The following is a 19,306-nucleotide window of genomic DNA, read 5'->3' on the forward strand; positions in this document are numbered from 1 at the left end:
TATCAACGAATGATGAAACAATCTACATAGGAGATTATTAAACTACAAATGTCAATGTTATGCGACAACACAATCCTTGTGTGATTTAGGCTTTCGCCGCATCATCACTGTAATTATGGAGTGATTTGAATGCATAAGGCTGAGATTCAGGCGCGGCGGAGACGGAAGGCGGTCGAGTGGCCGACCGTCGCTCTTGCGGCTTTAATCTATAGCTTTTGGGGGGTATTGACCTATTTTCATGCCGCGATTCCGCTCTGGCTCTGGATTCCGCTCGGAGGCTGGACGGTCGCCTGGCATGCCTCCCTCCAGCATGAAATCATCCACGGGCATCCGACCTCGAACCGGACGCTCAATCGCTGGATCGGCTGCTGGCCGCTGCTCTTATGGCTGCCCTATGAATCCTATCGCATCAGTCACCTGCTGCATCACCGCGACGAACGGCTGACCGACCCGCTCGACGATCCGGAATCGCACTACTGGACACAGGAGCAATGGGATCGGCTTGGCCGCTTCCATGCCTGGACGATCCGCGCCAACGCCACCTTCCTTGGCCGGATGATCATCGGGCCGGCGCGGGCAATGTCGACCTTCCTGTTCCGCGAAGCCCGTGCCGTGTGGCGCAATGAGCCGATGCATCGCCGCATCTGGACCAGCCACGCCCTGCAGCTCCTGGTGGTGCTGGCCTGGCTCGTGCTGGTGTGCGGTCTCAATCCGCTCGTGTATTTTGTGGCGATCGTCTACCCCGGCACGGCGCTGATGCTGGTGCGTTCCTTCGCCGAGCACCGCGCGGAGAACGATGTGGAGGAGCGCACGGCCATCGTCGAGAACGCGCCGGTGCTAGGCCTGCTCTTCCTCTACAACAACCTGCATGTCGTGCATCACGACAATCCGATGATGCCTTGGTACGAAATCCCGGCCTGGTACCGCGCTAACCGCGAGCGGGTGATTCGTGAGAATGGCGGTCTGGTCTATAACGGCTATTGGGACGTGGCCCGGCGTTATTTCGTCACCGAGCACGACACGCTGATCCATCCCTATGGCCGGGCGCCCGCACAGGGATGAGCCTGGCGGGCCCATCGCATCGGCCGCCTGTTTGTTTTCTGTTCATCGATTTGGAAAAAAAGGGCAGGCCGAAGCCTGCCCTCACGAATATTCCCGTCGGAAGCCACCCTCTACCGGGTCATCCGGATCTTGGCGCCCGACAGCGTGGCCGCGCCCTCATAGGCGCCGTCGCCCGTCGGGAACAGACGCACGGCGGTGCGGCCGCCCGGCTCAAGCAGATCGATCTCCTGGCCACGCTGCTGCCAGGCATTGACCTTGGCGAGCGATCCGGCCTGGCAGCCGGACGGAGAGGCACGGTAGACGTCGAGCAGGGCCTGGCGCGTCAGCGAGATGTTGCAACTGCCGCGCGCCGCATCGGAAATCTTCCAACTCCCGGAGATGCCGCCGGTGGACGGCGCCCGCGGCGTGGTCGGCAGGGCCGCGACCTGGTTGCTCGGCGGCGCGAGCGAGGTGGAGGGGGCAGCGGCCGTGCCGCCCGGCGTCGCCTCGCCGCCGGCGGGCGGCAGGGGCTGGGAGGTCACGTCCTCCGTCGGTGCCGCCATCAGCGGCTCCGGTGCCGGCACGGGGCGACCGGCATCGGGCGGGGGGCGGCGCGAACTGCCGAAATCGAAGGCGTCGCCAAGGCGGGATGACGACGCGCAGGACGCCAGCAGCAGGGCACAAGGTAGAATTGCCAGCGCGGAAAATCTCATCGGTCCATCCGGTCCCAGTCAGAGTTATCAGGTACTGCCCATAACAGATCGAGGCGCACGGCGACAGCAAGAAGCGCAACGCCGCAGGCGATAAATCGGGCAAACAATCTCGCGTGCCGTAGGGGAAATTAGACCGCGAGGCCACACTGCCCTGTTGAGCTGGTTCTGTGTCGAATCTTTGATAGGCTCGATGATCTTAAGGCTTGCTTAAATCAATTTCGCCAAGGTGTGGCCTGAACGTCACACGTCCCGGAGAGAACCCATGGCTGCCCCGAGCGCCGTTGCAGTGCTGGTCGCCCTGTCGACGATGACGTCGTCGGCCGCTCCGATTGGCCGCGTCGACAGCAATCTCGAACTGCCCAAACTCACGCTCCACGCGCCCGCCACCGTTCCAGCCGCGGCCTCGCCCCGGCTCGACCGCAATGAACTCGGCAAGCAGCCTCCGGTGGAAGACGTGGACGTCACTGGCCCGGTGCGGTGAGAAACTCGCTCGCTCTCTCGTCAGGCATGTAGGCGCGGCGGTGAGAGGGGCCTAGGCGACTTTGTAAATCCACTCGCGAAGGAAGGTGTTTGCGGCATCGATGTCGTTCGCCAGCTTGCGCTGGGCGGGTCGCCTCGCTCTCTGCTCTCCGTCCTGCACCTCCGCGTAGATCAGGGCGTCCAAATTCGGATTCCGGGGAATTAGGCCGAATTCTCGCTCCTTCTTTTTCTGCTCTAGGAGTACGGCCAGTGTCTCGAGAATGCTATCTGGCAGTGCTGTCTCACTGGTGAGTCTGCCGAAATCCATTGGTGGAACATCGTCTGCGCCATGCAAGCGCAGCCAGCGTAGCGTCAGTGCAGGCCGTATGACGTAAAAATACTTCTTGCCACGAACGAGCGTCGGATCATCAAGGAACCGATTGATCTGGCTCCGTGCCAAGTTGAGGTAGTGATAAGCCAGGGCTTTCTCGTCGAGTCGGGGCTTGGCGAAGTCGCGAATGGCAGAAGAGAAAGCTTCATTGCCGCCGTAGTGAATTGGCGATTGCAGCCACTCAAGGATCACGGCGTTGGATTTGAAAATGAGCCCTAGTGTCTTGGCCAGATCCCATCCGGCAAAATCGAGTTCGTCGGAGATCGGTCGCTCGATGACATCGCGCGGCGGCTCGATCGACAGATAATCCGTCGCGCTTCGGACGTAGACGAAACGGACATCGTAATCGCTGTCGGGTGACCAAAATCCCCAGGCACGACTACCTGACTCGACTGCCAGCAATATTCTGGCGTTCTCCTCGGTTCGAATCTGGTCAAGTCTCTGCTTGATGGTCTCGCGCATTCGTGCCGAGACAGGCTCTTGCAAGGCAGAGGCCATGCTCACACCTGCCTTGCCACCATCATCTTCTTGATCTCGGCGATCGCCTTGGCCGGATTCAGACCCTTGGGGCAGGTCTGGGCGCAGTTCATGATGGTGTGGCAGCGATAGAGCTTGAAGGGGTCCTCCAGCTCATCCAGCCGGTCGCCGGTGCGCTCGTCGCGGCTGTCGATCAGCCAGCGATAGGCCTGCAGCAGGGCGGCGGGGCCGAGATAGCGGTCGCCGTTCCACCAGTAGCTCGGGCAGGAGGTGGAGCAGCAGGCGCACAGGATGCATTCATAGAGGCCGTCGAGCTTCTCGCGGTCACCATGCGACTGCCGCCATTCCTTTTCCGGCATCGGCGTGTCGGTCTTCAGCCAGGGCTCGACCGAGGCGTGCTGGGCATAGAAGCGGGTAAGGTCGGGCACCAGGTCCTTCACCACCGGCATATGCGGCAGCGGATAGATCTTGATCACGCCCTTGATGTCGTCCATCGCCTTGGTGCAGGCCAGCGTGTTGGCCCCGTCGATGTTCATGGCGCAGGAGCCGCAGATGCCTTCGCGGCAGGAGCGGCGGAAGGTCAGCGTCGGATCGATGGTGTTCTTGATCCAGATGATGGCGTCCAGCACCATCGGGCCGCAATCGTCGAGATCGACGAAATAGGTATCGGTGCGCGGGTTCGACTCACCGTCCGGATCGTAGCGGTAGATCTTGAACTCGCGCAGATTCTTCTGGCTCTCCGGCTTCGGCCAGACCTTGCCGCTGACGATGCGGGAGTTCTTGGGAAGTGTGAGTTGGACCATGCTAGCCTCTCCGCGTCTGGCAGCTCAAACTTGAACCTAACAAACGTCTAGTCTTTTTAACCATTGGCCGAGGCAGAGCATCAGCCGGTTTGCAAATCACATCAACAGTAACTTCAATTGCTGCTCGCCTCAGACCTACAAATAGAGTCTGGGTCTCGCAGTTTGAATTTAGTGGGCACCCATTGCGTGATGAATGGGCACCTGCTTCCTGTCAAAGAAAGCATGCCATCGCGATTTCTTACGTTGCATTGAAATTTCTTTGGATTCGATATGCCTCTAAATCTAAATCCATGTTTAGAAATTCCGTAGAATGCCTCACCAGGCGTTAGAGTTGATCCATGCATGACGTCGGGTGTCTTCAACTGATATCGAGCGCAATCCCCAAAACCCTCCGTTGTCAGGGTCAGGCTTATCTCCAAATCTCCACTGGGATAAAAGCATGCAGAACGAAAGTAGCGATCATTTTGTTGCTTAGGCTGCCAACACCCGACGAGGCCACTATGTCGTACTTCAGCTCGTAGCTCCGAGACAGAAAGCGCAAGTAGGCCTATCGCGAAGAGCCATCGCATCAGTATACGCGTGCCTTCGGCTCGATATACTGGACGTCGTTCGACATGGTGTAGGTGTGCACCGGCCGGTAATCGATCGTGACGGACTTCTTCTCGGTGTCGGCCCAGGCCAGCGTGTGCTTCATCCAGTTCTGATCGTCGCGGTTGGGGAAATCCTCATGGGCGTGGGCGCCGCGGCTTTCCTTGCGATTCTCCGCGCCGTCCATGGTGACCACGGCCTGGCTGATCAGATTGTCGAATTCCAGGGTTTCGATCAGGTCCGAGTTCCAGATCAGCGAGCGGTCGGTGACGCGCACGTCATCGGCACTGCCCCAGACCTGATGGATCTTCTGCTTGCCTTCGGCGAGCGAGGCGCTGGTGCGGTAGACGGCGCAGTCGCTCTGCATCACATGCTGCATGGAAAGGCGGAGTTCGGCGGTGGGCGTCGATCCCTTGGCGTAGCGCAGGCGATCGAGGCGTGAGAGCGCCTTCTCGGCCGAATCGGCCGGCAGGTCGGCATGTTTCTCGCCGGGCTTGATCGTTTCGGCGCAACGCAGGCCCGCCGCGCGGCCGAAGACCACGAGGTCGATCAGCGAGTTGGAGCCGAGGCGGTTGGCGCCGTGCACGGAGACGCAGGCTGCTTCACCCAGGGCCATCAGGCCGGGGACGATCGCATCCGGGTCGTTACCTTTCTTGGTGAACACTTCGCCGTGATAATTGGTGGGGATGCCGCCCATGTTGTAATGCACCGTCGGCAGCACCGGGATCGGCTCCTTGGTGAGATCGACGCCGGCGAAAATGCGGGCCGATTCGGAGATGCCCGGCAGGCGCTCGGCCAGGATCTTGGGATCGAGGTGGTCGAGATGCAGGAAAATGTGATCCTTGCGCTTGCCGACGCCCCGGCCTTCGCGGATTTCCATGGTCATGGCGCGCGAGACCATGTCACGCGGGGCAAGGTCCTTCACAGAGGGGGCATAGCGCTCCATGAAGCGCTCGCCTTCCGAATTGGTGAGGTAGCCGCCCTCGCCGCGGGCGCCTTCGGTGATCAGGCAGCCGGCGCCATAAATGCCGGTGGGATGGAACTGCACGAATTCCATGTCCTGCAGCGGCAGGCCGGCCCTGAGCACCATGGCGTTGCCGTCGCCGGTGCAGGTATGGGCCGAGGTCGCGGTGAAATAGGCGCGACCATAGCCACCTGTCGCCAGGATGGTGCGATGGGCGCGGAAGCGATGGATGGTACCGTCGTCCATCTTCAGGGCCACGATGCCGCGGCACTGGCCATCCTCATCCATGATCAGGTCGATGGCGAAATATTCGACGAAGAACTCGGCCTGGTGCTTGAGCGCCGCGCCGTAGAGCGTGTGCAGCATGGCGTGGCCGGTGCGATCGGCGGCGGCGCAGGTGCGCTGGGCGATGCCCTTGCCGAAATCGGTGGTCATGCCGCCGAAGGGGCGCTGGTAGATGCGGCCGTCCTCGGTGCGCGAGAAGGGCACGCCCCAATGCTCAAGCTCGTAGACGGCGGCGGGCGCGTTGCGCACCAGATATTCGATGGCGTCCTGATCGCCGAGCCAGTCCGAACCCTTGACGGTGTCGTACATGTGGAAGCGCCAGTCGTCGCGACCCATATTGCCGAGCGAGGCGGCGATGCCGCCCTGTGCGGCCACGGTGTGGGACCGCGTCGGGAAGACCTTGGTGATGCAGGCGGTGCGCAGCCCCGCTTCGGAACAGCCGACCACGGCGCGCAAGCCCGCGCCACCGGCGCCCACAACCACGACGTCATAGGTGTGATCGGTGATGGGATAGGCAGTGCCCAGGGCGGAGGGGGTGGTAACGGTGCCTTCGGCCATGGCTTACATCCCGAAATTCAATTTCAGCAGCGCGTAGAGGCAAGCAGCCCCTACCAGGAGCGAGAAGAAGGTGTTGGCGAGTACTGCCAGGATCTTCAGGCTTTCCGTCTCGACATAGTCCTCGATGATCACCTGCATGCCGGCCCGCATATGGACGATACCGGCGATGATAAACAGGAACAGCAGGATGGCGACGAGCGGCGAGGACAAGGTGGCGATCGCCGTGGCCTGGCTGGCGCCGGCAAGGCAGATCACCGTCAGCACGAAAGCGATGGTGAGCGGCACCATGGCGGCGCCGGTCAGGCGCTGCAGCCAGAAATGATGGGTACCGGACCTGGCCGAACCGAGGCCGCGCACGCGGCCGAGAGGGGTCTTGAGGCTCTTGCTCATGTCGGGTCCTCAGTTGGCGCTGCTGAAGGCCAGCAGGCCGACGATCCAGATCAGCACCGTGAGCGCCACCGATCCAATCACATTGGCCCAGGCATAGACGTTGCGTTCGCCCGGCCCGAGGCCATGCCCGAAGTCCCAAATGAAATGCCGGATGCCGCCGAGCATGTGATGCATCAGAGCCCAAGTATAACCGAACAGGATGAGGAGGCCGAGCGGACTGCCGATGAACCACTGCATCCAGGCGAAGGCCGACGGGCTGGTCGCCGCAGCCAAAAGCCACCAGGCGAGCAGCAAGGTACCGACATAGAGAGCCCCGCCGGTCACGCGGTGCAGGATCGACATCGTCATGGTGATCGGCCAGCGATAGATCTGCAGATGCGGCGACAAGGGACGCGAATCAGCCAGGCCAGGCTTGCCGGCGGACGCGTTAGGATCGGCCATCGGAAGGACCTCCAGTTTCGACCCGTTATAATCTTGCTGCGATGCGATATCCTGTCGGCGGGCTCAGTGCAATGGATTAGAACGCGAATCCCGAGATCCTGGCGGATTTTGGGCGCAGAGCAGCCATGCAGATCGAAATATTTTCACGATGTCTGGGCATGCGATGCTTGAAACCGCCGCAAGCGGGGCCACATGGTCTCGCGTTGAGGAGGGTACCATGGTCACACAGTCCCGTATGTATGACGATGCCGGCCGTCGTTTCGAGCGGCGCAAGGAACAGCTCAGGGCCAATTTCCTGCCCAAGCTGAAGCTGGCGCTCGCCCATATACCCTTCGCTTCCGATCTCCTGGCCGCCTATTACGCGGTGCTCGACCGCGACACGCCCTTCAAGGTGCGGGCGACGCTGGCGGCTGCGCTCGCCTATTTCGTGCTGCCTTTCGACATCGTCCCCGATTTCATCGTCGGCCTCGGCTTCACCGACGATGCCGCCATCCTCTATGCCGCCATCCGCATGGTCTCCGGCGCCATACTGCCGCGCCATCACGAAGCGGCCCGGCGCTGGCTGGACGAGGTGAAGAAGGGGCGCTAGCCCTCCCACCGCGCGTCGATCGACGCCGCCTTGATCATGGCCAGGACGCTATCGCCCTGGCCCAGGCCAAGCTCATCCACGGCGTTGCGGGTGATGAAGGCGGAAAGCTTGTCGCCGCCGGTGAGTATGAGGTCGACGCGGGCGACTGGGCCGTCATCGGCATCGATCGCCTGCACTTGCGCCCCCAGCATGGTGCGGATCGACACGCTGCCCGGGCGTTTCATGGCGATGGAGACGTCGGAGCCTCGCACCACCACGCGCACCTTGGTCCCGGGCGGGTCGGCGCGGCCGGGAATGCTGATCGGGCCAGCCGGGTGATCAAGGGTCGAGAGGCCGTAATGCTCGTCATAGCCGCGCACGCGTGCTTCCAGCAGCGAGACCGTCTCGAAGCGCTGATTGGAGAGCGGGCCGGATGCCGGTACCAGCACGTCCTGCGGCGTGCCGATGCGGCTGACCTGGCCGGCCTCCAGGACCACGACACGGGCGGCGAGGCGCGCTACCTCCTCCACCGCATGCGAGACATAGAGAATCGGCACCTTCATCTCGTCGCGCACGCGCTCGATCAAGGGCAGGATTTCGAGCTTGCGCGGCGCGTCGAGCGCGGCGAGTGGTTCGTCCATCAGCAGCAGGCGAGGAGAGGCCAGCAAGGCGCGGCCGATGGCCACGCGCTGTTTCTCGCCGCCCGAAAGCGCGTTCGGCCGGCGGCCCAACAGCTTTTCGATGCCAAGCACGCCGACAACCGCGTCGAATTCGAGCTTCGGGCCGGCGACGTCGAGCGATCGACGGTTGAAGAAGCGGCCATAAAGGAGGTTCTGCCTGGCGGTGAGATGCGGGAAAAGCTGGGCATCCTGGAAGACCAGGCCGATCCGGCGCCGATGCGGAGCGAGGAAGGTACGGGAGGAGGCTTCGAACAGCGTCTGCCCATCGAGGCGTATATGCCCACTGTCGGGCCGGATCAGCCCGGCCATGGCATTAAGGAGCGTGGTCTTGCCCGAGCCCGAACGGCCGAACAAGGCGGTGATGCCGCCAACCGAGGTAAAGGCCGATTCGAGCGTGAAGCCGGCGCGCCGGACGATGATGTCAGCCTCGATCATGCCGCGCTCGCAAGATCGGGCAGGGTAGCGATGAAACGGGCGCGGATCTCGGGCGTCGGCATCAGACAGCTCTCGCGCTTGCCGAACAGGCGGTAGCGGTTGCGGGCGATACGGTCATAGAGGAAATCCCGCACGGGGCGGGGTACGGCCTTCAGCACGACCGCCCAGCGCCAGCCCGGCAGGCCCCGGCCGATGGCGATGGCCGCATCCGCCTTGAAATAGGCGATGCCGTCGCTGATCACGGCGACAGCCTCGGGATCATCCGCCCGGATGCCGAAACGATCGGCGAGCACGGCGCCCGCTTCACTCTGAATGGCGACGAATCGGAAACGGCTGAGGGCATCCCGGGGAATGACGAAGGCCACCATGCCCGAACACAGGACGCAGACCCCGTCGAACAGAATCAGTCCGTCGGGCAGGTCGCCTGCAGGCTGCGGCCGCCATTGGTTCACGAAAACTCTCCCATGATCTTGCGAAGGCATTCCCGGGTGCGCGGACGTCCTGCGACACTCAAGAGAGTGTCGGACGATCCGCATCCTGGACACGGCCCATCCGCAGGAAAGGAAGATGCGGCCGAGACGTCCGCGCACCCGGGGATATTGCGCATCCCGTACCTGCGATCATAGAAAGGCCAACCCCCGGGCGCAATCGCCCTTCCGCCAGCGAGCTTCTTGTGATCCCTTCTTCTTCTTCAGACATCGTCATCGTCGGCGCCGCCGCCATGGGCTCAGCCACCGCCTATTTCCTCAAGGTCGAACTGGGTTTCGCCGGCTCCGTCACGGTGATCGAGCGCGATCCGACCTATGCCCATTCCTCGACCACCCTGTCGGCCGCCTCGATCCGGCAGCAATTCTCCACGCCCGAGAACATCCGCATGAGCCTGTTCGGCCTGGAGATCATGCGCAATCTCAAGGAGCGCTTCGGCCCGAGCGCCGACATCGGTTTCCATGAGGGCGGCTACCTCCTGCTGGCTAGCGAGGGCGGTAAGGCGATCCTCGAGCAGAACTGGCAGGTCCAGCAGGCCGAGGGCACGGCGATCGAGCTGCTCGATCCGCAGGCTCTCAGCCATGAATTTCCCTGGCTCAATGTCGAGAGCATCGCCGCCGGTGCCTATGGCCGCCGGGGGGAGGGCTGGTTCGACGCCCATTCCCTGCTCGATCTCTTCCGCAAGGCGGCGCGGGATGCCGGCGCCGTCTATGTGAAGGACGAGGTGGTCGGCATCGATCACCGGGACGGCAAGGCCGAGGCGGTCAGGCTGAAATCGGGCGGGCGCATCGCCTGCGGCACGCTCGTCAACGCGGCGGGGCCGCAGGGTGGCGACGTTGCCGCCCTGGCCGGGCTCGGCCTGCCAGTCGAGCCGCGCAAGCGCTCCGTCTTCGTGGTGCGCTGCAGGACCGAGTTGCCGCGCATGCCGCTGCTGGTCGAGCCAGGCGGCATCTATATCCGGCCGGAAGGCGACGTCTATATCTGCGGCGGTGCCGAGGACGAACGCGGCGAGAAGCGTGCGGACGGCGATTTCGAGGTCGATTACAGCCTGTTCGAGGAAGCCGTCTGGCCAGCCCTGGCCACCCAGGTCCCGGCGCTGGAGGAGCTCAAGCTCATACGGGCCTGGGCGGGGCATTACGAATACAACACGCTCGACCAGAATGCTGTGATTGGCCCGCATCCGGCCATGCCGAACTTCTTCTTTCTCAACGGCTTTTCCGGCCACGGCCTGCAGCAGGCTCCGGCCGCCGGGCGCGCCGTCGCCGAACTGATCACGACGGGCCGCTTCCAGACGCTGGACCTGTCGGTGTTCGACTATCGGCGCGTGATCGAGAACAAGCCGGTCTTCGAGCTCAACGTGATCTGAAAGTGGGCCGATGTGGAGCGCTGGTGTAGCAGCCCTTAACTATCTGACCTATAAGGTGAAATCGTAGATTTTTGTCATGCCCAGGCTTGACCCTGGGCATCCAGAGGGGCCTCGTAACTAGAAAGAGAGGCTGGATTGCCGGGTCAAGCCCGGCAATGACAGGACTTGAGCCAATCCGAACGCGGATGGGCTCTGGCCGCGCTTTCAGTGCGACTTGGCGGCGCTTGCGGCGCCCTTCAGCGTGATCAGCACCATCACGGCCATGACGATGGCATTCCAGCCGGCCAGCGAGAGGCCGGCGATACGCAAGCTTGGATTGGTGCAGGACACCACGGTGGAAGTGTCGATCGCATCGAGGAGCCCACCGACATTGGCCGGGTTGGAACCGATATTGCCGGCGGCGCAATTGGCGGGGCCGAGCCAATAGTTCCACTCCGCCCCCGCCTGGTAGATGCCGAGGCCGCAGCCATAGGCGAACAGGGCCGCCAGCAGCAGCAAGGCCACCACCATCACTTTCGCCGACAGCCTGTCGCCGATGAAAGCGAGAATGAAGGCGATGGGCACGCCGACATAATAGGGCCAGCGCTGCTCTAGGCAGAGCGGGCAGGGCGCATAGCCGAAGCCGTGCTGCAGCACCAGGGCGCTGACGATGACGACGAGGCCGATCAATCCGGCCGCGAGCGCGGAGCGGGAACTGAGATTTACTGGCATGTTGCGGTACTACCCGATGGCATCAGATATTCGACGACGAAGAACCCGCCCACCAGCACCACCACGAAGGCGATCGCCACCAGCGCCAGGTGCTTTTCGATGAAGGCGCGGATGCGCTCGCCGAAGAAGTTGAGGAAGCCGGCCAGGATGAAAAAGCGGGCGCCGCGCGTGAGCAGCGACAGCAGGACGAACCAGAAAAGGCTGTAGCCGGCAAAGCCCGAGGTGATGGTCACGATCTTGTAGGGGATCGGCGTCAGGCCTTTGATCAGGATGATCCAGCTGCCATATTGGGCATAGAGGCAGCGGAACTGCTCGACGCCGTGCTGGTAGCCATAGGCGCTGATCAGCCAGGACCCGACCGTGTCGTAGAGCAGCCAGCCGATCAGATAGCCGAGCACCCCGCCCAGGACGGAGGTGACAGTGCAGACGGCGGCGTAGAACCAGGCCTTCTTCGGTTGGGCGACCGCCATCGGCACCAGCATGACGTCGGGCGGAAACGGGAAGAAGGAACTTTCGGCAAAGGAAACGATGCCGAGGGCCCAGACGGCCCGTGGACTTTCCGAAATGCGGATCATCCAGTCATAGAAGCGGCGCAGCATGGTTTTCCCTGAGCAGGCAGTCCGGATCCGTCCATCGGGCGGTGCCGGGCAGTCCGGGGCGTTGCAGGATATGAGAGCATGACGGTGGTGGGATTCCGGCATGCTCGCGGCGGGATCGTGCCCCCTGGGAAGAGGTCGGAGAACAAGTGATCCCGTCATCACTTGCCGCCACCTCCGGCGACGCTGTCACCACGACTTGCACCGCTAGTCGTGGCTGAAAATGACGGATTCAAGGCAATTCACTTACTCTTCGAAGTTTCCTTAGCGGGCATACGGCGGGAAATCCACCGGCGCCACAGCGTTTTGCGATTTGACGGCATCAGTTCAAATCGCAAAGACGCGTCGAAACAAAGAGTTAGAGAAAAGAAGCGTTTACGCCTAAACGCGCTTTGCTCCAGAAGGCGGCGATCAACTTCCCGTTGGAAACCTCATCCTGCCCCAGAAAAGGCGGGATACGGCGCCAGTGTCTCTCGACAACAATGACGAATCGTTAACGATTGAAACTTCGTTAACCATATTGGCCGCATTTATCCTGAATGAACGAGACCAGCGCAAACTCGACCAAGAGCCCGGCCATGATCGCCGGGGCGCTGTTTGCGTTGCTGTGCTTTGCAGGTCTGCCCGCCCGGGCTGAGCAGGCGGCGCCTCCGTCGGCCCCGTCCGCCGCCGACGAGGCTGCCGCCAAACGCCAGGACCTCGCGCGCATCCAGGGCGAGATCAAGCTGTCCGACGAGACGCTGGCGCGCCTGCGCAAGGAGATCCAGGCGATCGGGAGCGACAGCGAGAAGCTGCGCCAGCAATTGGTCGAAACCGGTGATCAGACGCATGAGACCGAAGCCAAGGTGCTGGGTGCCGAGGCGCGACTGGCTTCGCTCGACAGCAATGAGGACAATATTCGCGTCTCCCTCGATTCCAAGCGCGGCCTGCTGATCGAGGTGCTGGCCTCGCTCCAGCGCATGGGGCGCAATCCGCCGCCGGCCCTGCTGGTCAGCCCGGACGACGCGCTGGAGGCGGTGCGCACGGCGATGCTGCTGGGGGCGGTGCTGCCGGAAATGCGCCAGGAAATGTTGGCCCTGGTGGCCGATCTCAAGGAATTGGCCCGGGTGCGGGGCGAGATCACCATCGAACGCGACACGCTCAAGCAGGCGCTTATCACCCTCGCCGAGCAGCGCACCCGCACCCAGCTTCTGGTCGAGGAGCGCCAGAAGGTGCTGGCGCAGGAGCAGAACACCCTCACCAGCGAACAGGCCCATGCTACCGCCTTGGCGCAGGAAGCCGCCAATCTCAAGGATTTGATCGCCCGCATGGAGCGCGAGGTGGCGCCGGCCAGGCGCGCCGCCGACACCGCCGACGCGGCGGCTGGCCAGACCCGGCCTTCGCTCGCCGCCCTGCAGGATCCGAGCCGCCTGACCCCCGCAATGCCCTTCGACCAGGCCAAGGGTCTGTTACGCTTGCCGGTGACCGGCGCGATGCTGCGCGGCTTCGGCGCCGATGACGGCAATGGCGGCGCCGCCAAGGGCATGACCCTGACGGCGACGTCCGGCGCCAGCGTCACCGCGCCCTGCGACGGCTGGGTCGTTTTCGCCGGCAAGTTCCGCTCCTACGGCCAACTCTTGATCATCAATGCCGGTGGCGGGTATCATGTCGTGATGGCCGGCATGGACAAGATCAATGTGGGGCTGGGCCAGTTTGTCTTGACGGGCGAGCCGGTTGCCGCCATGGGTTCAGGTCCGTCTTCGGGATCGAACGTCGATCCGGGGTCTCAGGCGGGCTTGGGAATACAGGCGACGGCTGCGGCGTTTGGCGGTGCTTCAAGTGCCGGTCAACCCGCCCTATATATAGAGTTCAGGAAAGACGGTGTTTCCATAGACCCCACCCCGTGGTGGGCCAATCAAGGCGAGAAGGCACGCGGATGATTCGCAAGCTTCCCATTCTATTCTGCGGCGTGGCCATGGGCGCGATCGCGACGATCGCGGTGACGCAACCCCACCTGCTGCTGATGGGCGGTGCCAATGCCGCCGTCACCGACACCTACAAGCAGCTCAACCTGTTCGGCGACGTGTTCGAGCGGGTGCGTTCGGATTATGTCGAGCAGCCCGAGGACGGCAAGCTGGTGGAAGCCGCCATCAACGGCATGCTGACCTCGCTCGATCCGCATTCGAGCTACATGGATGCCAAGAGCTTCCAGGACATGCAGGTGCAGACCAAGGGCGAGTTCGGTGGTCTCGGCATCGAGGTGACCCAGGAGGACGGGGCCATCAAGGTGGTGTCGCCGATCGATGATTCGCCGGCGTCCAAGGCTGGCGTCCTCTCCGGTGACCTGATCACCGCCATCGACGGCGAAGCGACGCAGGGCATGACGCTGCAGCAGGCCGTCGACAAGATGCGCGGCGCCGTCAACACGCCGATCATCCTGAAGATCCTGCGCAACAAGGGCGAGCCTGTTGACATCAAGGTGGTGCGCGACATCATCAAGGTGCAGTCGGTCAAAGCCAAGAAGCTGGGCGATGACATCGGCTATATCCGCATCACCCAGTTCAACGAGCAGACCTTCGATGGCTTGAAGAAGAACATCGACAAGCTGAGCAAGGAAATCGGCCCGGACAAGCTCAAGGGTTTTGTCATCGACCTGCGTAACAATCCGGGCGGCCTGCTCGACCAGGCGATCCAGGTGTCGGATGCCTTCCTCGAACGTGGCGAGATCGTTTCCACGCGTGGCCGTCAGGCCGACGACGTGCAGCGTTATTCCGCCCGCAACGGCGACCTGACCGGCGGCAAGCCGGTGATCGTGCTGGTCAATGGCGGCTCGGCTTCGGCGTCGGAGATCGTCGCCGGCGCCCTGCAGGACCACAAGCGCGCCACCATCCTGGGTACGCGCTCCTTCGGCAAGGGCTCGGTGCAGACCATCATTCCGCTGCAGGGCAATGGTGCGCTGCGCCTCACCACGGCGCGCTACTACACCCCGTCCGGCCGCTCGATCCAGGCCAAGGGCATCGAACCGGAGATCGTGGTTCAGGAGAACGTGCCCGACGACCTCAAGGGCAAGGACCAGACCAAGGGCGAATCCGGTCTCAAGGGCCATCTGGCCAATCCGGATGCCGACAACAAGTCGGAGGAAGGCGGCTCCTCGGCCTATGTGCCCGCCAACGAGAAGGACGATACCCAGCTCAACAAGGCGATCGACCTGCTGCATGGTGCGCAGAAGAGCGCCTATTTCCCGCCGGATCCGAAGGCGGGCGTGCCGAACTGACAGGCTTTTCAGCCCATCCCATGCTTGTGCAACGCCGGGCTTGTCCCGGCGTTGCTGTTTTGGGGGCGAAGGCGCCCCCGGACATTCGTGCTTGAATCGTTCCCGCAAAAGCCTATGTGGGAGCATGGTTTCTTCATGAAGGACACGCCATGCGCCTGACCGAACTTCTGGCTCAAAAGCCCGTGCTGCTCGCGGATGGGGCCACCGGGACCAATCTGTTCGAGATGGGCCTGATGTCGGGCGATCCGCCGGAGATGTGGAACCTCGACCATCCCGACCGCATCCACGCGCTGCACCAGTCCTTCGTCGATGCCGGGGCCGACATCATCCTCACCAATTCCTTCGGCGGCAATCGCCGTCGCCTGGCGCTGCACAAGCTCGACGGACGCGTGAAGGAGCTCAATGCCGCGGCCGCCCGCACGGCCCGAGAGGTCGCCGATGGCGCCGGCCGCCCGGTAGTGGTGGCCGGTTCCGTCGGCCCGACGGGCGATCTGTTCCAGCCGCTCGGGCCGCTGACCGAGGACGAAGCCGTCGAGGTCTTCCTCGAGCAGATCGAGGGGCTCAAGGAAGGCGGCGCCGACGTGATCTGGATCGAGACGATGTCGGCTGCCGAAGAGATGCGGGCCGCCGCCAAGGCGGCTGTCAAGGCCGGCATGCCCTATACGGTGACGGCGAGCTTCGACACGGCCGGCAAGACCATGATGGGCATCCCGCCATCGGCCATGCCCGAAGTTGCCGGCGGCGTCGATCCCAATCCTGTCGCGGTGGGTGCCAATTGCGGCGTCGGGGCTTCCGACCTCCTGGTCTCGGTACTGTCGATGACCGAAGCCAATCCCGAAGTGGTTGTCATCGCCAAGGCCAATGCCGGCATTCCGCAGTTCCACGGCGACCATATCCATTATTCCGGCACGCCGGAGCTGATGGCCAATTATGCACGCCTGGCCATCGATGCGGGTGCACGCATCATCGGCGGCTGCTGCGGCACCTCGCCGGCCCATCTTGCCGCCATGCGCCAGGCCATCGATGCCCATACCCGGGCCGAGCGCCCGGATGCGGCCAAGGTGATCGCCGAGATCGGCCCGCTGGTCGCCCCGCCCAAGGTGGGCGGCGGTGAGGAGGCACGGCGCCGGCGCCGGCACTGAGCGCCGACCTTTGTCATGCCCGGCTCGACCCGGGCATCCAGAGCACAGCTCGTCACCTGTGGAAGGCTGGATTGCCGGGCCAATCCCGGCAATGACAATGGCTGTGCTGCTGGTGCGTTCCTCGCGGAACAGCCAGCCCAGGTCCGGCAATCCCATACCAGCAATCTGGTAAGGACATGATTGGCATTGCGCGGATCATCGCCGTAGCAATGGCATGTTTCATCGACAAGGAGAGGCCGATGCGCCGCCTGATCCGTTCCTGCGCCGTGCTCGCCCCGCTTCTGTGCCTGACCGTTCCCACCGGGCCGGCAGCGGCTGAGGACTGGAACGATTATGCCAATGCCCGTTTTGGCTATCGCATCTGTTACCCTGCCGATCTGATGACAGCGGAGCCCGAGGCCGACAATGGCGATGGGCGTGTCTTCACCGGCCGCTCCGGCGCCAGCCTGCGGGTCTGGGGCTCCTACAATGCCGCCGAAGAAGACATCGGCACAATCGTTGCCGGTGTCGCCGGTGACGGCAAGGTCACCTATCGCAGCGCCACCAAGAACGGGGTGGTGGTCTCAGGCCGGAAGGGCGGCGAGACTTTTTACGCCAAGGTCCTGTTCGAGAAGGATGCCAAGGGTGCAGTCGAGACCATCCGTGCCTTCCGCCTGACCTATCCGGCCAAGGAGGCGGCAACCTATGATCCCGTCGCGGCGAGGCTGGCCAAATGCTTCGCCGTCGCTCGCTGAGCACCGAGCAGGCCCGGAGCAAAAGGCTGCTTGCGGGCGCAATTCCGGGAAAAGGCCGACAGTGATTTGCCGGGGTGGCGTAGCCCCTCACCCTCACCCCCCGTTCTTACGGGGAGAGGTAAGGGGCTGCGGTGGCCCGAGCGATCCTGCTGAAAGATGCTCTATCGACTGCAAGCCTTGGCCAAGGCAGCGGCGCCCCTGGAAGCGCCAGTCAGCTTGATCTTTTCGCTCTTGCCGAGGAAGCCGATCTTGAGGGTGCGGCCCTTGCCGAGAACTGCGCTCCAATCGGGATCGAAGTCGGGCTTGGCCTCGAGCGATGGGCCGTTCAATTCATCCTCGACGGCCTGCATGGTCACGTCGACCTGCCCACCCTCGGAACTGAAGCTGACCACGCCCTGCCAGCCTTTGCGGATGCGGTCGGCGCCCGGCAGATAATTGATCGAGAAGGCCTTGCTGTCCGGCGTGCAGAAGAAGGCAAGCGGCTGGTCGTCGGTGTCGGGCACCTCATAGGCCACCACCACCGATTCCGGCGACTGACGGAGCTGCCAGCTATAGGCGTCCGCCAAGGCGGGGGTGGCCACGGCCACGCTGGCGAGAAGGGGAAGGGCAAGGAAACTGCGCATGGGTCCTCGGAGTTCCAGATGGAATGACGGCTCTACGACAGGGTTGGAGAAGGCGCTGTTCCCGGGAACACCCTCTGTTCCCCGGAAAAGAGGCTGTTCCCGGGATCACAGCCAGTCCGGTACCTTGTCGAGCCCGAGCAGTTCGTCATAGCTCGGCCGAGGCCGGATCACCGCGAACTTGTCGCCGTCAACCAGAACTTCCGGGATGAGCGGGCGGGTGTTATAGGTGCCTGACTGCACGGCGCCATAGGCGCCGGCAGACATCACCGCCACCAGGTCGCCGCGTGCCACCGCCGGGATGTCGCGGTCGAGCGCGAGATAATCACCAGTCTCGCAGACGGGGCCGACGACGTCGGCCGTCACCATTGCGCCGCCGAGCAGGCGTTCCTTGATCGGCCAGATCGCGTGATAGGCTTCATAGAGCGTGGGGCGGATCAGGTCGTTCATACCGGCGTCGACGATGACGAAGGTCTTGCCCTCGCCTTCCTTCACAAAGGCGACTTCGCTCACAAGGATGCCGGCATTGCCGGCGATCAGGCGGCCGGGTTCGAACACCAGCGTGGCGCCGAGATCTCTGGCATAGCGCTTGACCACCGCGGCATAGTCGTCGGGGTGAGGCGGCGGCTCGTTGTCGTCGCGATAGGGAATGCCGAGGCCGCCGCCGAAATCGATATGGTCGATGACATGGCCGTCGGCTCTGAGGTCTCTGACTAGGCCGACCAGACGCTCGATCGAGGCGTCATAGGGCTCGAGCGCGGTGATCTGGCTGCCGATATGCATGTCGACGCCGGTGACCGCGATGCCCGGCAGCTTGGCCGCGCGGGCGTAGAGGGCGCGGGCCTGGGCGATCGGGATGCCAAACTTATTCTCGGACTTGCCGGTGGAGATCTTCTTGTGGGTCTTGGCGTCGACATCCGGATTGATGCGCAGCGACACCCGGGCCGTCGCACCCTTGGCGCTGGCACGCTGCGACAGCAGCTCCAGTTCCGGTTCCGATTCGACGTTGAAGCACAGAATGTCTTCATCGAGCGCATAGTCGATTTCGCGCACGAGCTTGCCGACGCCCGAGAACATGATCTTGCTGGCAGGCACGCCGGCGACGCGGGCGCGGCGCAACTCCCCCTCGGAGACCACGTCCATGCCGGCGCCGAGCTTGGCGAGCAGGCGCAGCACGGCAAGATTCGAATTGGCCTTCACCGCAAAGCAGACCAGGGAGGGCACGTCGGCAAAGGCACCGGCGAACACCTTGTAGTGCCGGCGCAGCGTGGCGGCCGAGTAGCAGTAGAAAGGCGTGCCGACCGCGGCGGCAATCGCCGGCAGTGCGACATCTTCGGCATGAAGCACGCCGTCGCGATAGGTGAAGTGATGCATGGCCGGTTCGGTTCGAAATCAGTTCAACAGGAAGTCCATGGGCAGCTTGCGATCCGGCTTCACATAGCCCGGATCCTTCTTCTTGTTGTAGCCGCCGCCCTTGCCGTCCGAGACATGCTGCTCGGGTGGTGGCTCGAGCTTGCCCTTGCGGCCGCAACCGGCGAGGCCGAGAGTCGTGACCAACGTCAAAGCGAGCGCGATGCGGAACGCATTACCAGCCATGGGGAACTC

At 63.3% G+C, this 19,306-nt stretch carries 21 protein-coding genes; 8 read left to right on the top strand and 13 right to left on the bottom strand.

Going from position 1 to position 19,306, the window contains the following annotated elements:
- Positions 1–225: 225 nt before the first annotated feature.
- Positions 226–1,062, top strand: a complete 837-nt coding sequence (locus tag ACN6KF_RS22815) for a fatty acid desaturase (protein ID WP_434959043.1) — start codon at positions 226–228, stop codon at positions 1,060–1,062.
- A 110-nt stretch (positions 1,063–1,172) separates the two neighbouring features.
- Here ACN6KF_RS22815 and ACN6KF_RS22820 read toward each other — a convergent pair whose 3' ends face one another.
- Positions 1,173–1,754: an AprI/Inh family metalloprotease inhibitor gene (locus tag ACN6KF_RS22820; protein ID WP_434959044.1), complete on the bottom strand. Its 582-nt coding sequence runs from the start codon at positions 1,752–1,754 to the stop codon at positions 1,173–1,175.
- 262 nt (positions 1,755–2,016) lie between these two features.
- Here ACN6KF_RS22820 and ACN6KF_RS22825 point away from each other — a divergent pair, with 262 nt between their 5' ends.
- Positions 2,017–2,235 (top strand): hypothetical protein, encoded by a 219-nt coding sequence (locus ACN6KF_RS22825; protein WP_149252780.1) that lies wholly within the window; start codon positions 2,017–2,019, stop codon positions 2,233–2,235.
- Positions 2,236–2,286: 51 nt separating this feature from the next.
- Here ACN6KF_RS22825 and ACN6KF_RS22830 read toward each other — a convergent pair whose 3' ends face one another.
- From ACN6KF_RS22830 to sdhC, 5 genes are all read right to left on the bottom strand, one after another.
- Positions 2,287–3,102 (bottom strand): nucleotidyltransferase domain-containing protein, encoded by an 816-nt coding sequence (locus tag ACN6KF_RS22830; RefSeq protein ID WP_434959045.1) that lies wholly within the window; start codon positions 3,100–3,102, stop codon positions 2,287–2,289.
- Between the two features lie 2 nt (positions 3,103–3,104).
- Complete coding sequence (locus ACN6KF_RS22835) at positions 3,105–3,884, bottom strand: succinate dehydrogenase iron-sulfur subunit (RefSeq protein WP_434959046.1); 780 nt, start codon at positions 3,882–3,884, stop codon at positions 3,105–3,107.
- A gap of 568 nt (positions 3,885–4,452) precedes the next feature.
- A complete protein-coding gene (sdhA, locus tag ACN6KF_RS22840; RefSeq protein WP_434959047.1) occupies positions 4,453–6,279 on the bottom strand; it encodes a succinate dehydrogenase flavoprotein subunit in 1,827 nt (608 codons plus the stop codon).
- A 3-nt stretch (positions 6,280–6,282) separates the two neighbouring features.
- Positions 6,283–6,669, bottom strand: coding sequence for a succinate dehydrogenase, hydrophobic membrane anchor protein (gene sdhD / locus ACN6KF_RS22845; RefSeq protein WP_434959048.1), 387 nt, complete (start codon positions 6,667–6,669; stop codon positions 6,283–6,285).
- A 9-nt stretch (positions 6,670–6,678) separates the two neighbouring features.
- A complete protein-coding gene (sdhC, locus tag ACN6KF_RS22850) occupies positions 6,679–7,110 on the bottom strand; it encodes a succinate dehydrogenase, cytochrome b556 subunit (RefSeq protein WP_434959049.1) in 432 nt (143 codons plus the stop codon).
- Between the two features lie 217 nt (positions 7,111–7,327).
- Between sdhC and ACN6KF_RS22855 the strand changes: the two genes are divergently transcribed.
- Complete coding sequence (locus ACN6KF_RS22855) at positions 7,328–7,699, top strand: YkvA family protein (protein WP_434959050.1); 372 nt, start codon at positions 7,328–7,330, stop codon at positions 7,697–7,699.
- Here the strand turns inward: ACN6KF_RS22855 and modC are convergent.
- Positions 7,696–8,793, bottom strand: a complete 1,098-nt coding sequence (modC, locus tag ACN6KF_RS22860) for a molybdenum ABC transporter ATP-binding protein (protein ID WP_434959051.1) — start codon at positions 8,791–8,793, stop codon at positions 7,696–7,698. The genes ACN6KF_RS22855 and modC overlap by 4 nt on opposite strands.
- Positions 8,790–9,245, bottom strand: a complete 456-nt coding sequence (locus ACN6KF_RS22865; RefSeq protein WP_434959052.1) for a thiol-disulfide oxidoreductase DCC family protein — start codon at positions 9,243–9,245, stop codon at positions 8,790–8,792. Before ACN6KF_RS22865 ends, modC begins: the two co-directional genes overlap by 4 nt.
- 221 nt (positions 9,246–9,466) lie before the next feature.
- On the opposite strand from ACN6KF_RS22865, the gene ACN6KF_RS22870 reads away from it, so the two are divergent.
- A complete protein-coding gene (locus ACN6KF_RS22870) occupies positions 9,467–10,645 on the top strand; it encodes an NAD(P)/FAD-dependent oxidoreductase (RefSeq protein ID WP_434959053.1) in 1,179 nt (392 codons plus the stop codon).
- Between the two features lie 204 nt (positions 10,646–10,849).
- On the opposite strand, the gene ACN6KF_RS22875 is transcribed toward ACN6KF_RS22870, so the two are convergent.
- Both ACN6KF_RS22875 and ACN6KF_RS22880 read right to left on the bottom strand, forming a co-directional pair.
- Positions 10,850–11,356: a disulfide bond formation protein B gene (locus ACN6KF_RS22875; RefSeq protein WP_434959054.1), complete on the bottom strand. Its 507-nt coding sequence runs from the start codon at positions 11,354–11,356 to the stop codon at positions 10,850–10,852.
- Positions 11,347–11,955, bottom strand: a complete 609-nt coding sequence (locus tag ACN6KF_RS22880) for a YqaA family protein (protein WP_434959055.1) — start codon at positions 11,953–11,955, stop codon at positions 11,347–11,349. Before ACN6KF_RS22880 ends, ACN6KF_RS22875 begins: the two co-directional genes overlap by 10 nt.
- A 536-nt stretch (positions 11,956–12,491) precedes the next feature.
- On the opposite strand from ACN6KF_RS22880, the gene ACN6KF_RS22885 reads away from it, so the two are divergent.
- The 4 genes from ACN6KF_RS22885 to ACN6KF_RS22900 all read left to right on the top strand — a co-directional run bounded on the left by ACN6KF_RS22885 (position 12,492) and on the right by ACN6KF_RS22900 (position 17,081).
- On the top strand, positions 12,492–13,871 hold the full coding sequence (locus ACN6KF_RS22885; RefSeq protein WP_434959056.1) for a murein hydrolase activator EnvC family protein: 1,380 nt from the start codon (positions 12,492–12,494) through the stop codon (positions 13,869–13,871).
- Complete coding sequence (locus tag ACN6KF_RS22890) at positions 13,871–15,205, top strand: S41 family peptidase (RefSeq protein ID WP_434959747.1); 1,335 nt, start codon at positions 13,871–13,873, stop codon at positions 15,203–15,205. The genes ACN6KF_RS22885 and ACN6KF_RS22890 overlap by 1 nt, the downstream gene beginning before the upstream one ends.
- Before the next feature lie 149 nt (positions 15,206–15,354).
- A complete protein-coding gene (gene bmt, locus ACN6KF_RS22895; protein WP_434959057.1) occupies positions 15,355–16,347 on the top strand; it encodes a betaine--homocysteine S-methyltransferase in 993 nt (330 codons plus the stop codon).
- 239 nt (positions 16,348–16,586) lie between these two features.
- Positions 16,587–17,081, top strand: a complete 495-nt coding sequence (locus ACN6KF_RS22900; RefSeq protein ID WP_434959058.1) for a hypothetical protein — start codon at positions 16,587–16,589, stop codon at positions 17,079–17,081.
- A gap of 161 nt (positions 17,082–17,242) precedes the next feature.
- Here the strand turns inward: ACN6KF_RS22900 and ACN6KF_RS22905 are convergent, their stop codons facing one another.
- The 3 genes from ACN6KF_RS22905 to lptM form a co-directional block, all read right to left on the bottom strand.
- On the bottom strand, positions 17,243–17,704 hold the full coding sequence (locus ACN6KF_RS22905) for a hypothetical protein (protein ID WP_434959059.1): 462 nt from the start codon (positions 17,702–17,704) through the stop codon (positions 17,243–17,245).
- 105 nt (positions 17,705–17,809) lie between these two features.
- Positions 17,810–19,075, bottom strand: coding sequence for a diaminopimelate decarboxylase (gene lysA, locus ACN6KF_RS22910; protein ID WP_434959060.1), 1,266 nt, complete (start codon positions 19,073–19,075; stop codon positions 17,810–17,812).
- 18 nt (positions 19,076–19,093) lie between these two features.
- Complete coding sequence (lptM, locus tag ACN6KF_RS22915; RefSeq protein ID WP_434959061.1) at positions 19,094–19,297, bottom strand: LPS translocon maturation chaperone LptM; 204 nt, start codon at positions 19,295–19,297, stop codon at positions 19,094–19,096.
- Positions 19,298–19,306: the final 9 nt, after the last annotated feature.

It is taken from the genome of Labrys methylaminiphilus subsp. lupini, from assembly GCF_051161885.1.
In the GTDB taxonomy this organism is placed as follows: Bacteria; Pseudomonadota; Alphaproteobacteria; order Rhizobiales; family Labraceae; genus Labrys.